At 46.4% G+C, this 14,008-nt stretch carries 6 protein-coding genes and 2 CRISPR repeat arrays (1 of these 8 only partly in view); all 6 genes read right to left on the minus strand.

Features of this window, described 5'->3' with window-relative positions:
• Positions 1–2,119: direct repeats of the CRISPR family, unit length 28 nt; unit sequence TTTCTGAGCCGCCTGTGCGGCGGTGAAC (it extends 1,211 nt beyond the left edge of the window).
• A gap of 146 nt (positions 2,120–2,265) precedes the next feature.
• Positions 2,266–2,922, minus strand: coding sequence for a type I-F CRISPR-associated endoribonuclease Cas6/Csy4 (gene cas6f / locus ACW689_RS06905; RefSeq protein ID WP_476289677.1), 657 nt, complete (start codon positions 2,920–2,922; stop codon positions 2,266–2,268).
• A gap of 9 nt (positions 2,923–2,931) precedes the next feature.
• Positions 2,932–3,960 (minus strand): type I-F CRISPR-associated protein Csy3, encoded by a 1,029-nt coding sequence (gene csy3 / locus ACW689_RS06910; RefSeq protein ID WP_476289679.1) that lies wholly within the window; start codon positions 3,958–3,960, stop codon positions 2,932–2,934.
• Positions 3,961–3,999: 39 nt separating this feature from the next.
• Entirely contained in the window at positions 4,000–4,938 is a 939-nt protein-coding gene (csy2, locus tag ACW689_RS06915; protein ID WP_476289681.1) for a type I-F CRISPR-associated protein Csy2, read from the minus strand.
• Complete coding sequence (csy1, locus tag ACW689_RS06920) at positions 4,935–6,230, minus strand: type I-F CRISPR-associated protein Csy1 (protein WP_476289683.1); 1,296 nt, start codon at positions 6,228–6,230, stop codon at positions 4,935–4,937. The genes csy2 and csy1 overlap by 4 nt, the downstream gene beginning before the upstream one ends.
• 137 nt (positions 6,231–6,367) lie before the next feature.
• Positions 6,368–9,784, minus strand: a complete 3,417-nt coding sequence (cas3f, locus tag ACW689_RS06925; protein WP_476289685.1) for a type I-F CRISPR-associated helicase Cas3f — start codon at positions 9,782–9,784, stop codon at positions 6,368–6,370.
• Positions 9,781–10,758 carry a type I-F CRISPR-associated endonuclease Cas1f gene (cas1f, locus tag ACW689_RS06930; protein ID WP_476289687.1) on the minus strand — a complete coding sequence of 326 codons (978 nt, stop codon included), beginning with the start codon at positions 10,756–10,758 and terminating at the stop codon, positions 9,781–9,783. The genes cas3f and cas1f overlap by 4 nt, the downstream gene beginning before the upstream one ends.
• Before the next feature lie 1,068 nt (positions 10,759–11,826).
• Positions 11,827–13,838: direct repeats of the CRISPR family, unit length 28 nt; unit sequence TTTCTGAGCCGCCTGTGTGGCGGTGAAC.
• The last annotated feature ends 170 nt before the right edge of the window (positions 13,839–14,008 follow it).

The following is a 14,008-nucleotide window of genomic DNA, read 5'->3' on the forward strand; positions in this document are numbered from 1 at the left end:
CCTGTGCGGCGGTGAACTAGGTATGGCCCCACCGCTCGGCATAGTTACTTTTCTGAGCCGCCTGTGCGGCGGTGAACTATACACTAGCAAACAACTCTCTTTCTCTATCGTTTCTGAGCCGCCTGTGCGGCGGTGAACTACTAAACGCGGCGATGGCCGCAAACCCTATATTTCTGAGCCGCCTGTGCGGCGGTGAACCCGAAGGCGTCACATTAGGGGAATTGGCCAGATTTCTGAGCCGCCTGTGCGGCGGTGAACGGAAGAAAGTCGAAAACGTCGCTTCTTTGAAATTTCTGAGCCGCCTGTGCGGCGGTGAACACACTTAGGAAAGCACCAAAAAAGCGTTGATATTTCTGAGCCGCCTGTGCGGCGGTGAACAGCGCAAAGTATGATCAATGCGCTTGCAGCGATTTCTGAGCCGCCTGTGCGGCGGTGAACTTTTTGCTAACAGGAACTCTGCGAACACCATGTTTCTGAGCCGCCTGTGCGGCGGTGAACGAAATGATGTTTGAGCAAGCAAAACAGCTAGATTTCTGAGCCGCCTGTGCGGCGGTGAACAGCTTCGTTGCATACCCGAGTGTTCCAATGTATTTCTGAGCCGCCTGTGCGGCGGTGAACTTGGGATATAACCCAATGCAGTCAACTGTTGTTTTTCTGAGCCGCCTGTGCGGCGGTGAACCTGGGCTTTTACAAAAGCTCGACAAAGCAGCATTTCTGAGCCGCCTGTGCGGCGGTGAACAAAGCGCTTTGCAAAGTTACGTGCTGCGATACTTTCTGAGCCGCCTGTGCGGCGGTGAACTTTAGAATGATGAAACACGAGGGTTGGGAAGATTTCTGAGCCGCCTGTGCGGCGGTGAACTTGATAGCACTGTTTCGCGACGGTCCGCGTCATTTCTGAGCCGCCTGTGCGGCGGTGAACCCGATGGTGCTGATGGTTCCGATGGGGCTGATTTTCTGAGCCGCCTGTGCGGCGGTGAACCTTTCTCAACATAATGCCGTGATTCAATTATGTTTCTGAGCCGCCTGTGCGGCGGTGAACATAAGATTCAACTATTCCACGGTCCTCAGATATTTCTGAGCCGCCTGTGCGGCGGTGAACACCTTAGCCATACCGTCCAAGCCAGGGTCATTTTTCTGAGCCGCCTGTGCGGCGGTGAACCCAGTTGGTGCGGAACTGGGTAACTGCAAAGTTTTCTGAGCCGCCTGTGCGGCGGTGAACACACGATTACCCTGTTCGTTTTGCCAGTCTTGTTTCTGAGCCGCCTGTGCGGCGGTGAACCATTGGTGATGGTGAAACCCTCGGCGGCATTCTTTCTGAGCCGCCTGTGCGGCGGTGAACTTTGTCTAAACGAACAATTTGGGTTCCTGATATTTCTGAGCCGCCTGTGCGGCGGTGAACCATAATCAGGGCGCATCACGCGGCTACCCAATTTTCTGAGCCGCCTGTGCGGCGGTGAACCAGAACAGCTTGAATCACTCGCCGAACTCCTTTTTCTGAGCCGCCTGTGCGGCGGTGAACTCCTGCTTTTAGAACAGTGTATTTTTTCAAAATTTCTGAGCCGCCTGTGCGGCGGTGAACCCTCAATATCAAGCCCCATTTCACTTACTTCTTTTCTGAGCCGCCTGTGCGGCGGTGAACGCATTGCATCAGCATGTTATGAGTATATTGATTTTCTGAGCCGCCTGTGCGGCGGTGAACTGAATCATAATTAACTCCCCAACCTAACAAATTTTCTGAGCCGCCTGTGCGGCGGTGAACCTAACGAGCAAGGCGAAACTTTTTTGATTAAATTTCTGAGCCGCCTGTGCGGCGGTGAACACTCTAGCGTGCGTTTATCCGTGCCACCCGTCTTTCTGAGCCGCCTGTGCGGCGGTGAACGAATATGATGGCTTATCAATAATCTATAAACTTTTCTGAGCCGCCTGTGCGGCGGTGAACATAATGATTAGAAACCAAATCGCGTATATCGCTTTCTGAGCCGCCTGTGCGGCGGTGAACTCAATCCACCACAATTCCTTTCCTTTCGGAACTTTCTGAGCCGCCTGTGCGGCGGTGAACATGCGCAAAACGATTTCGACTCATCTGCAAGATTTCTGAGCCGCCTGTGCGGCGGTGAACAATAAAATTCTAATACAAAAATAAGTTACAACAAGCTGTTGAATAAAAAAGACCCTTTTTACCTTGTTAAAAACAGCTTATTGCAACCCATTGATTTAATTTCCATTTTTTAAAGAGCAAAAATATAAGGTTTTTTTGGTTTAAGATCATCCTTCAAACCATGGTACCGCCACTTGCTGTTCCGCAGCTCGGCGACTCAGTCCATAACAAGTAAACACCGTTTTGTTATCACTGGGCTTTGTCACTTTTTGGCATTCGATAAATAACAAAAACTTCCTTCGCTCGGCGGGGCTCAATCGGCTATCGGTTGATAAACTGCGCAAGTTAATAAATGGCAATTTAGATTGATTTTCATAACCCTCTATCGATTGCAGTAGGCGCCTTTTCACTTCGTTTTGATCAAAGTCATTTTTGTCTGCAATCACCTGTGCGCGGCTTTCCACTTCTGCACGCATTTTACCCGGTGACTTAAACCGCCAGCGCTTAAAGTAGACGTATTCGCTCACGCCACTTGGTACTGGCTTTATCGCTTTGATATGCACGTAATCAGACAAACGCGATAGCCATTGTGTAACTTTTAAGTTGACCAATTGTTCTTCGCTTTTGGCCAGCAATCTCAGTTTATTGCCCAGTGGAAACTGCTTGTCACCATACTTTGGAAACGACACCGCAATAGCCGAGTCTTGCTCACTAACTTTATGCTCTACCAACAATAAATGAATTTGCTGATATACCTTGTGCCATAAAAAGCCCAAATTAGCCTCCGCGTCGGGTAGCAAAGTAATGTCTAGGTAGTAGTTCATATACGCACCTTACTTGTCGCTTTCACCAAAAACACCTCCTCGTACCAAGGTTGCCATCACATAATGTTCATGCTCTATTGCCGCTAATTGCTCGCCTCGCGCCCAAACATCAAAGAAGGTGTAAAAGTCTTGTTTTTCCGAAGGCGTCCTAAATGCTTTACCTCGATTGGTCACTGCACCATACGGTTCAATGGCAATTGGGCCCGCACTGGCTTGTGGATCGGCATATTCTGGATACCAAGTGTCAATCGTACGAATCGCATTCCCTAGCTTTTGTGAATGCATCGCTGCCACATCTTGAACATGGTAAAGCACTTTACTTTTATTGCCTTTACCTTTGTCTAGCACCAACTCTTCACTTGGGTAAACTTCCTGCGCTCTGCCTACTTGTGCATAACAGTTAATGTCGAGTAACACAAAGTCATCATCACTGGCTAAAGCACTGGCTATGCACTTTGCCAGTGCTTCAATGTTGTCGTCGTTGTGATCAAAGTGTTTAGTGCTGTACTGAGTGGCATCAAATGTCCATGTTTGTTCAAACTGACTGTTTTTAGCTTTTACGACAACTTCTATTTGCTCAGCGCCTACCCGGTTTCGCCATAAAAAACGCGCATTGGCGATGTTAATTGCGTAACGACGCGCCAACTCTGTAAAACGGTGAGTTTCAATGTAGGTTTTAGCTGCGTTTCGATAGCTTTGTTCAAACAAAGTGTTGTTACACGCGGAAGGGGCTGTGATCCCACCGAGTACTTTGATGGTAAATTGCAGATTAAGCGTGTCTTGTTCAGGGGTGAGTGCACATGCATCTACACTCTGTAAGTTGGCTTTTTCAACCTCGGCGTTGAGCTTTGCCGGATCTCCCTTTATTGCTGCTTTTAAACGATTGGAGATAGTACCTCTCACTGATTTTGAAATTAATTTTAAAGGTTGCGCTTGGGTTTTTCGCATATCCCAAGTAGTGCCATACATGTGGCCGTCACTGGTTACTAACTTTTTCTCAAACGCCAATACTGACGCGGTATTTTCTTTTTTAGCCATGGTAATTGTCCTTTTCTTTAATGATTAAAATACACAAAATTAGTCGAATTCATTTGTTGAGTCGTAGGGCTCAGGCATAGCAAACTTGCTTTGCTGACAAAGGTAATAATCATCTTGGGTGTGATAACGCCACAGCATATCCTCAACGTCACTAATGCGGTGGGGCATTTTAAATTCCCCTAGAGTCACTAAACTTTCAGCAAAACGATGTGGAGTGTCGGGGTCTCGTTGGTTCTTCGCTTGGGCCAATTCGCTGATACCATAAAACCCAGTTGCAATGGGCACTATCCAGCCTGCCGATCTACCATTAATTTTTTTACGATGCGTTGACCAGCTCACATGCCCTTTCTCGTTAACCTCACAACTATGGTGAATAGCGACATGTTCAATTAACGCTTGTAGTGCGTCTTGCTCTTGTTCCATGGCACTAATCATTAAGTCGCGGCGCTCAAGTAACGCATAACCAGGCATCAATAGTCGCTGAACTTGTTTCAGCTCTTCGTCATTACCTTGCGTTGCATTAATACACAATGGTGGCTTGAAGCATTGAATGTCTCCACCAGCCATTTTCATTTTTCCATAAAGTAGATGGCTTACTTGTTCAAGTAACGGCTCGCGATCCTCTACCGTGACGTTGTCAAACTCTATGACTAGGCTCACATCAAGGTGACAGCGCGCTTCTTCAATAAAAGCAGAACGTGCGCCTGTTTTATCCAATGGGTTAGCTGTGCCAATAATAGAGTGCACATAATCACCATCGCCCTTATAGGTTTGCAGCTCAATATTGTGGCTTATGACGCCAACTGCGTTAAATAACACAGGGATATTCTGGTCATTAAGCTTGCGTTGCAAAGCATGCACTGCGCCGAGCCATGCCGTCATCGCCGGAAAGCCGATGGTAAATGGACTAGATAACGCATTGGCGTTATGTACCTGAATGTGCGGAATGACCAGTAACTTTTTAACTTCACCTATCATCGTAAAAACTCCTTGTTATCCAACACCACTTTTTTCATATGCTGGTGCTCCGCATGACTAAATAAAATGGCTTTTTGTTTACCAATAACCTTTTCATAGCCATGAAAAAGAAAACTCACGACTGAGTCACACACTTCATCTAGCCAACTATCGGTAGCAAAGCGCTCAGCTTCATATTGCGGATGCAGCCAAACGAGTTGAGCTTTTGGCAAACGATTACTCGTGGCGACATATTGCTGCCCAGCCACCTCACGTACGAGGTACATTTTCTCAATAACGTAATCAATTACATCTTGATAATGTGCATCACGCTGCGCACGCGTATGCATGTTGTTGTAATGCTCATTAGGTAAACGATACAAAGTATCGAGCGCCTCAAACTCTGCACGGCAATCGTTATAACGCACCGATTGGGCAAAAAAGTCGCTGGTCGGAAAATGAATATCTCTGCGCTGTAATTTGGGCGGCATACTTAAAAGCAAATGCGCCTTGCCGCCATTTTGGTTGTTCAGCACACTGATATTTTGCGGTTTAGTGCCACCATAGCCAATGGTGGTTAAGTTGCTGATTTCTTGATGACTTGAGTGTTCTAAATTTGCTTTACGTTGCTCTCTGGCGAGCTTAATTTCATCACCAAAGCGCATCGTATCTAGGCGTTTTCTCATCTCAAATACTAAACCAGAACCTGTTAGTAGTGATAGTTGGTGATAACTTACATTTTCACCACCAACAGATGAGAGTGGAAAGTAAACCTGCTTTATTTTTGAGCTGGTCACCACCTCCTTGCTTGGCGCGGTCATGGCAAGAAACCCCTCTTTTAGCACTGCATAATCTGATTCAACACCAGCAGGGGTCGTCTTAATTAGCCGTTTCGCTAGGTCGGTATCCTGTTCAAGGTGCTGTAGCAAGGTTTGCCCATCGTCCATCAGCAGCGTTAAAAACTTATATACATCTAGCGCTGCGGCATTGCCCAGCGCATCTGCCACCACATCGACATTGCCTGAGCGCAAAAAACCATCATTGCTTTGTGGGCTTTTGGCAATGATTGAACTGACATAACCATTTTTATTTTTGCGCGCACTGGGGTGGCTAAAGGTACAAGGGTGGGTTGAAATTGAGATCTGCCCCGCTCTTTTGGCGGCATTAGGTAGCCAGTTTTGCAAGCTGAATACCGCCTCACATTCCATATGTGTTTGTTGTATTTCGTCATCTGACATTGACGCCTTGATATTTTTTTTCAACCACGCCGCTTTTCTTTCTTCAAAAAAAGCGTCAACTGCTTTATCTATCATCGTTCCCTCCTAAAGTTTTTGATTTAACATAGTCCAAAAATATATCGAGCGGCTTTTTTAGTAAGTTAAGAAGCCTCTATCTTGGGTTACTTGTAGTTCACGGCTTTTAGGCCAGAGCAGCGGCTCTGGCCTTCCCATCACACTTCCACCAACCCTAGCTGGTCGTTATATTCATAGTGCTTGTTCTCATAAAAGCGAAAGCTAATACCACCATATTTAAGCGAAATAACACGCTGGCTTAACGATGCTTGCTCATACATTGACTGCTCGGCTAGTGCTGCGCAGCTTTGGTCAAAATCTCTAACTAACCACAGTCGCTTCTGTGCGTGTCTACTTAGTGCTACACGCTTAATATTGAGAATGTTTTCTCTATCTATGGCATAACCTTGTTCGTCTTTTTCACAAAAGCGGCTTTGCTGTTCATAGTTATCAAAGGTTAAAAACACCTCTAAAGTAGGCTCACGTTTTCTAAATGGCGCCAAGGTTTGTGGCAAAGCAGTTAAAAACCAATGATGATTTAACCAGCCTTGCATAGTATTTGGCGCTGTTTGCGCACCTTTATTTTTATCCGCAGTGTAATAAGCCAAAGTGTGCAAAATAGCGGCATGTTCTAATTCAGCAAGCGTCTGTGCTTGCCTAAGCTGCTGCACATATCCTGCATTAATATGTTCAGGTAAACGTATTCGCGGCGTGGAATCTAAACGCTGGTAGGCTTGGTCAATATCTATCAACTGCGTTAAATCGGCGCTTTTTAGTGGGCGGTAATTTTCAAAACCTGGGTTTTTGAAAGGTTTGTAACCTTCAATGTGGGCATTTTTAATTGCTTTAAAATTATATTGCAATAACGCAATATTAGGCGTTTCTGCTGGTGTTGTACGGTGTCTACGCACACGCCCAGCAAGCTGAATGATTGAGCGATAAGAAGATGGCTCTACCACAGCCCAGTCAAAGTCATGATCACGGCCAACTTCTTCTACAGGTGTGGCTACAAGCACAAACAGTACGTGTTCAGTTTGCGAGTACTCACTTGATATATTAGCCAAGTGTTCTCTTATCTCTTTCTGCTGTAGTGCTTTTGGCTGCTCTGAGGGCTTTTCCTTGCGCTTTAACACTTCGTCTAAATGCCGCTCTTGCTCTGATCTAAGCAACAAGGTTTGCTGACTATGATAGGCCATCACCCGCACTTGGGTGTTCTGTGGCCATTCAAACTCTAGCAAGCATTTAGTCAAGGCCACGCAAGGCTTGATGTTTGCAACACGCACCACGCCAAACGACACCGCCATTTTTGTTTGTGGATCAACAAAATGATGCTGTTGATGCTTAGCCAATATGCTCTGGGCGATAACATCAAAATAAGCCGCTTGTTTACTTTCAATTACCTCCTGACTCCCCTGGCTATCATTTTGGTATTTTTCAATAATATCGCCACAATCACTGATCTGTGCTTTTCTAAGCACGGGTTGCTGCTGTAACTTGGCGATGCGCTTTTGAATAAAAGCAGTGTGTGCCTCTCTATATTGTGGGATTGCGGTTTTAAGCAACTCCCCAGTATTGGTCACAACCTGCGTACTAAACTCATCGATCCAAGCACAGCCTATTTGCTCGTTTGCATCACGGGTTGCACAAAACAGCCGCCAACCGTCTCGATAAGCTTTAAAATATCCTTCAGCCAATGACGGAGGAATAGTTGCCGAGGAGATCATTACTTTGCGACCTAACATACCCGCTAGGTGAATCAATCTACCAATGGCGATTAAGGCATCATCTGTGAAATCATCCACTTCATCTATCACTAAGTCAGATGACATCAAGCGCAACGTAGGCAAAATATAGCGGCCACCTCGTTTGGTTTCGATGGCGGCGATAATATGGTCTATGGTACAAGCCAACACAGGGGCGTATAAAAACTTTTTGTCACGTTCACTGTTTAATATGGTGGACAGATTGTCTTGTGGAATTGCGCAGTCAAAGTCAATGTCATCATCAAACAAAGGTTTTGACGATTCTGACCCCGTGCTTTCATGTTGGTCTATCTGTTGTGCAGCAATACTTTTTTGATGTAATTCCATCACTGCTTTAGAGCCAATCACCACGGCTAACTGGGAGCTATCTAGCCCAACTCGCTGTGTATACTCATCGCCTGTTTGTAATGTTAATGTTCGCAAACCCAACCCCAAAACGTAGCGTAAACTTTTGCTATCTTCCGACAGGGCTCTCATTACTTTGGCATTGGCAAAGGTTTTACCACACCCAGTACTTGCCATATTCACTGCAAAAAAGCCAAATTGTTTCTCGTTCGGCTCAGATAAGCCTGCCCGCCATTGGGTAATTTTATTCACCGCATTGTCTTGCCACTTGAACGCATTTGGACTGGGTTTACGTAAACTTTCTAAATCGCTTGCAACGGGTAGCTGTGTTTCAAAGGCTGGCAGTAGGTGAGCAGCTAGCGTAGCGTAGCGAGTAACTCCCACCAAATGCTCATCTAGCTTCTGTTTGAGTTGTTGTGTCGCCCTATCGGTGTTGGCGAATAAACCTGTCGTGTTTTGCCATTTTGAGTCAGCTTGCAAAGAGGAATAATGATGATCCCCCAACATTAAACACAATCGCGCGTAATTAAGTACCAAGCGATAGCTATTGTTTTCAATTGTTTTTATCCCAAGCTCTTGCACTTCAAGCAAGCGTGAAGCCCAGCGTTTAATTTGGCTTAGCCAAGGTTTTGAGTTACTGAGCAAACCATTTTTAAATTCAAAACATTGATGTAGCCGCTGTTCAAAAGCTTTTTTATCTCGTCGATTTTCATAACCCCACGTAGCGGTTATTTTGGCGAGCATGTCATCCAGTGAATGAGCACTTTCAGCAGAGTACGCGTTGCAAGCATCGCCATCAGGCAATGGTAAACGATGGTGAGATACCACTAACCAAGCAACTAATTTAGCAATTGGTGGCAGCGCCGCCATCGGTTTAGTTGTGCCGCATTTTATATGCTCTTTGAGCTTTTCTTCATCAATATCACCTTTACTCAAAGCCTGTAACCAAGCCTGATCAGAGGTTGTGCTACTTAAGTCAACAACAGCATGTAATAACAGCAACGAGACCCACTCATGGCGTATTGGATCACCTTTAAACTGCATTGAGCTATTGGGCTGTAATTTACTCTGAAACAGTTCCGTGGCTTTGCCCCAATCATGAAGTAACGCAGCAACCCCAGCTAACGCTTTTATTAATGGTAAATAATGCCAATCGCTTTCAATTTCACTTTTGAGTAGGTCGCGCTTGGTTCTATTAACAGGCACTACGCCCTCAAGATTAAACTTACTGCGATTGCCCACTACCCACAATAACTGGCTTCTAGAGCGTGAGCGTATCCAATGGCAACTCACCGCAGTGCTGCGGCTAGCTGTTTTACGCAGCATTTTTTTAACTGTAAGCAAGCCGTCTTCTGTGATCAGTGTTTGCCATGTGTTATCGCCAATACGATTGGCAAAGGCGTCCAATACTCGACGCGTTTTTTTAAGGGCGTTTTTTTCACATTGAGAGACAAACGTCACCATCATAGGTTGTTTGCCCCAATCTGCTCACTTGAGTATGTTTGCAGTGCAATTTGTTTTACCGTATCGAACATGTAATCGAGTGCTTTGTGATCGGTAAATGCTTGTAGTACTTGTTGTCGGAATTCCTGTTCGGTGGCATTTTCTTTGGCACATACAAATGCCCAAGGCAGCACCAGCGCATCTTTAATTAAGTCAGCCACGTCGAAAACCAAAGCACCGCGTCGAGTTTTACCATGCATCACAGCAAAACCGTGTGGAATGCCCAATACCCACAAACAACTAGCAGCTAGGCCATAAGCTAGATAATTACCATGATTTAAAAAGTCGTTGGCAACGTCAGTGCTTTGATGCTGGCGTGTGAAATCTTTAATGCCAGTATTATTTGCCGCATATTTGTATAGCACCTTAGTTAACTGCGCTTCGGTGAGCAGTATGTCGGCAGGCTTGCTCGCTTCTTCCGTGCGTTTATGAAAAGTCGTTAGAGCACTTTGTATGGTGTCATTATAAAAATCGAACCCTTCCGTTTTTAGCTCGCGATCTTTTTTCCAAACTTGTTCAAGGTATGTAATGCGCGCATTTTGAAATGCTTTGGCAGCGTTTAACCGCTTTTTGTCATCAAACCAAAACTTTAGCCAGCCGTGTAAATACTCAGTGGGGCGATATTCACTTTGCGGCGTAAACCACTCTACTTCGCAAGCCATATGCAAGGGTGTACCACCACCGCCACAAAAGCCAACCAATACGCCCGCATGTGCCAACATGCGCATAGCTGCCTGCGTAATAGACGTGCCATTGCCGAGCAGTAAAACCGTGGTATTTGCGATTGGAATATTAAAGTACTGGTTTTCGCTTTTTGCTTCAGTGAGATACAGCACGCGGCCATCTTTTTGCATCACTCGGCAATATTCCAAGTAATACATATTGGCGCGTTTAGAGTGCAAAATGGTCTTTAAATCGGTGGGGCTTAAGTCATCCATGCTCGCCTCTGTACCTTTTATTTACATATAGTTAACCATCAGACTAAAACGCGAAGCGACCAAATACAAGCCAAACTAGATGAGTTATTCTGCTTTTATTGCGCTAACGCAATAAGTTGTGAGTTTGAGTGCATGCCATTAGCTTTTGACAGCCCTCACTGCAAATAAGATTTAGCTGTCTCATTCGAGTAACGATTAAAACGGTTCTACACTCTTGATAGTAAATAAACCTCTCACTCCACTTTAAGGTATTACGATGATTACTAGAATGCTTCACACAATTCAAACTAGGCCACTTGAAACTTGGCTAAGTTGTGTTGAGCAACTGTTGAATTTTGACAACCTGTATACTTTCTTTCTTGCAGGTATATTTGTCTATTTGCTACTAACCCATGATTGGCTTGTTGCATTGCTGGGCGCCCCGGTTTTAGCAACTTGTATGTCACTGCTATTTGCAGTCATAACCTTTGTCTTCGGATTGATAGTTCTACCATTTATCAGCATTTTAAGACTCGTGATTTGTATTCGAACCGATACCAACCTTTGAACCTCCTGAATAGCGAGCAGCATCTTGCTTGCCACTTCGTTGCTCAGGCCTGACCTCCGTCACCCTGAACTTGTTTCAGGGTCTCTGAAAACCAACACAGGATCCTGACCTTCGTCAGGATGACGGGTGTATTTCTGAGCCGCCTGTGTGGCGGTGAACATAAACTCAATAATCACCCCAAACACCGTCACCCTGAACTTGTTTCAGGGCCTCTGCAAACCGACACAAGATCCTGACCTTCGTCAGGATGACGGGTGTATTTCTGAGCCGCCTGTGTGCCGGTGAACGATTTCCTAGCGCTCTAATTGTAATCCGTCCATGGAGCTTGGTTACATCGGTCATCCATGACCTCACTTCTTCGTGCTGCGAAGCTGCGCTTCGGTCACTCATCACCTAAGCCGCCTGTGTGGCGGTGAACGATTTCCTAGTGCCGTAATTGTAATCCGTCCATGGAGCATGGTTACATCGGTCATCCATGACCCCACTTCTTCGTGCTGCGAAGCTACGCTTCGGTCACTCATCACCTAAGCCGCCTGTGTGGCGGTGAACAAACTAAGACGCTACGAACGCCATTATGGTTATTTCTGAGCCGCCGGTGTGGCGGTGAACTAATCGTAACTGCCTTGCGCCCACTCATTGCATTTCTGAGCCGCCTGTGTGGCGGTGAACAATATCTACTAGCATGGTTTTACTCTTATGATTTTCTGAGCCGCCTGTGTGGCGGTGAACATGTCTAAATTTTTAACTGTATCTACACCAACTTTCTGAGCCGCCTGTGTGGCGGTGAACATGTCTAAATTTTTAACTGTATCTACACCAACTTTCTGAGCCGCCTGTGTGGCGGTGAACATTTATCATCTCACAACATTGTACACGCTATTTTTCTGAGCCGCCTGTGTGGCGGTGAACGATGAGGCGGCTATGGATTATGCTAAACTATATTTCTGAGCCGCCTGTGTGGCGGTGAACAAAATTTAGACATAGTAACCGGAATGCCGCCGATTTCTGAGCCGCCTGTGTGGCGGTGAACCTATAACCGAGTTTGACCCTTACCATTTCATATTTCTGAGCCGCCTGTGTGGCGGTGAACACGCAATCGGTCTAACTTGCGCAACCACCACTTTTTCTGAGCCGCCTGTGTGGCGGTGAACTTCAGCCAGCTTAGTTGTTATGCATATTATAATTTCTGAGCCGCCTGTGTGGCGGTGAACTCAGGGAGGGTGTGGCCACACATGCATATAGTTTTCTGAGCCGCCTGTGTGGCGGTGAACGTTGCAGCGCCTTGGTATACCTACCAATCTATTTTCTGAGCCGCCTGTGTGGCGGTGAACATGACGGACTTATTACCTTGGGTCAAATTAGTTTTCTGAGCCGCCTGTGTGGCGGTGAACGAGCTAGTTGATACTGATAGCGGTGTAGAGCATTTCTGAGCCGCCTGTGTGGCGGTGAACACAACACGTTGATGGTGGTGTTGTTATGCACAATTTCTGAGCCGCCTGTGTGGCGGTGAACGCGGTGGTGATTCTGGCGGCGGTGATTCTGGCTTTCTGAGCCGCCTGTGTGGCGGTGAACATAATGTTGCCGTTACAGACATCCCTTCGGCTTTTCTGAGCCGCCTGTGTGGCGGTGAACAGCGATGACGCACACCGTCAAAACGTATTGCATTTCTGAGCCGCCTGTGTGGCGGTGAACGCGCTTTTGTAAATACTCGCCGCCTTATTCTTTTTCTGAGCCGCCTGTGTGGCGGTGAACCCCAACAAGATCAATTCAAGCTCCTGGGGAACTTTCTGAGCCGCCTGTGTGGCGGTGAACGTGTTTGTATTAATCGTCCAGCCCTCACCGATTTTCTGAGCCGCCTGTGTGGCGGTGAACATTGGCTGAACCAAGCGCGGTAAACTCAATCGTTTCTGAGCCGCCTGTGTGGCGGTGAACCACATGCTCTACGGCCTCAAAATATAGCTGAGTTTCTGAGCCGCCTGTGTGGCGGTGAACAAACGCCAACTGATAACGTACTGTCTGTAAACTTTCTGAGCCGCCTGTGTGGCGGTGAACAACAGCCATTGATAGGTATGGCCCCACCGCTCTTTCTGAGCCGCCTGTGTGGCGGTGAACCGTCACGGCGACTTTGCAGTTGGTCTTTGTATTTTCTGAGCCGCCTGTGTGGCGGTGAACTGCGTGGTGCTGCATTTGATGCTACGGGTAACTTTCTGAGCCGCCTGTGTGGCGGTGAACAGCGGGCAGTTTCGAAGGCGTAATTTATGGGCTTTCTGAGCCGCCTGTGTGGCGGTGAACATTTTTGATATTAGTTTACGGGATTTGTTTTTTTCTGAGCCGCCTGTGTGGCGGTGAACGGAGAAAAGGGATCCTCCATGCCCTTTTTGTATTTTCTGAGCCGCCTGTGTGGCGGTGAACATGCGCAAAACGATTTCGACTCATCTGCAAGATTTCTGAGCCGCCTGTGTGGCGGTGAACAGCAATATCGCGCGGCCATGAATGCGTATTATCTTTCTGAGCCGCCTGTGTGGCGGTGAACAATAACAAAAGTAACTCTTTTGCTTTGCAATACATAACTTAGCGTATTTTTTGCAAAATAACCTTATTTTAAACGGCTTTTATAGTTGCTTGTTTTTAAAGAGCTTTTAATCCCACTTCAAAAATAAGGTAAAAATAGGGTGAAGGCAAGAAAGTGTTCGGACAAAAGTT

The sequence above is a fragment of the Pseudoalteromonas sp. ABE4_541 genome, assembly GCF_056312285.1.

What these genes read in the sequence shown, in the direction of transcription:
- cas6f (WP_476289677.1), bottom strand. Translation starts at nt 2,922, where the DNA reads ATGAACTACTACCTAGACATTACTTTGCTACCCGACGCGGAGGCTAAT.
- csy3 (WP_476289679.1), bottom strand. Translation starts at nt 3,960, where the DNA reads ATGGCTAAAAAAGAAAATACCGCGTCAGTATTGGCGTTTGAGAAAAAG.
- csy2 (WP_476289681.1), bottom strand. Translation starts at nt 4,938, where the DNA reads ATGATAGGTGAAGTTAAAAAGTTACTGGTCATTCCGCACATTCAGGTA.
- csy1 (WP_476289683.1), bottom strand. Translation starts at nt 6,230, where the DNA reads ATGATAGATAAAGCAGTTGACGCTTTTTTTGAAGAAAGAAAAGCGGCG.
- cas3f (WP_476289685.1), bottom strand. Translation starts at nt 9,784, where the DNA reads ATGATGGTGACGTTTGTCTCTCAATGTGAAAAAAACGCCCTTAAAAAA.
- cas1f (WP_476289687.1), bottom strand. Translation starts at nt 10,758, where the DNA reads ATGGATGACTTAAGCCCCACCGATTTAAAGACCATTTTGCACTCTAAA.